The organism is Promicromonospora kroppenstedtii DSM 19349 (assembly GCF_000515355.1).
Lineage (GTDB): Bacteria > Actinomycetota > Actinomycetes > Actinomycetales > Cellulomonadaceae > Promicromonospora > Promicromonospora kroppenstedtii.
In genome coordinates this window covers 3907-4450 of sequence record NZ_KI911706.1, presented here as the reverse complement: position 1 = coordinate 4450, position 544 = coordinate 3907, and the positions used below count along the sequence as shown (strand labels likewise).

Sequence of the window (544 nt, the reverse complement as noted above, 5' to 3'; positions counted from 1 at the left end):
GACCGCACGGGGCAGAGAGGCGCGCTCGTCGAACAGTCCGCCGGGCTGCCCGCGGTACGACGCCGCGTGCTGTGCCGCCGCCGCGTCGCCCATCCGCTCGGCCCACGTGTGCACGACGTTCCAGGGCCAGGTCGCGAGCGGCCGCGCGGCGCCGTCGGCCACGTTGACGTACCAGTCGCCGCCCAGGTGCGATGGCGTGCGGGAAGGCCAGGGTCGCGCGGATGCGGTCCAGCGCCTCGGGCGCGGGGTCGGTCCCCGCGAACGTGAGCAGGTCCTGCGCCTCCAGCGCGCGGGCCGCTCCCTGCCACCAGTAGTGGTAGCCCTCGTCGACCCCGCCGTCGGCGGGCAGGGAGGCCCAGTACGCGGCGATCCCGTCTGCCACGAGCGCGGTGGTGGCCGCGCGACGGTCGGGGTCGTCCTCCAGCGCGAGGTTCGCGGCGAGCACGTTGCCCTGGATCCAGGGGCTCCAGTTCATGATCGGGTGGTCGACGCCGAGCCACCACCAGTCCCGCCGATCGGTGAACGGGCGCAGCACCCGGGCCTG

General features: G+C 75.4%; 1 pseudogene. It reads right to left on the bottom strand.

Going from position 1 to position 544, the window contains the following annotated elements:
• Positions 1 to 544, bottom strand: a pseudogene (locus PROKR_RS35425) (hypothetical protein); the annotation flags it as partial.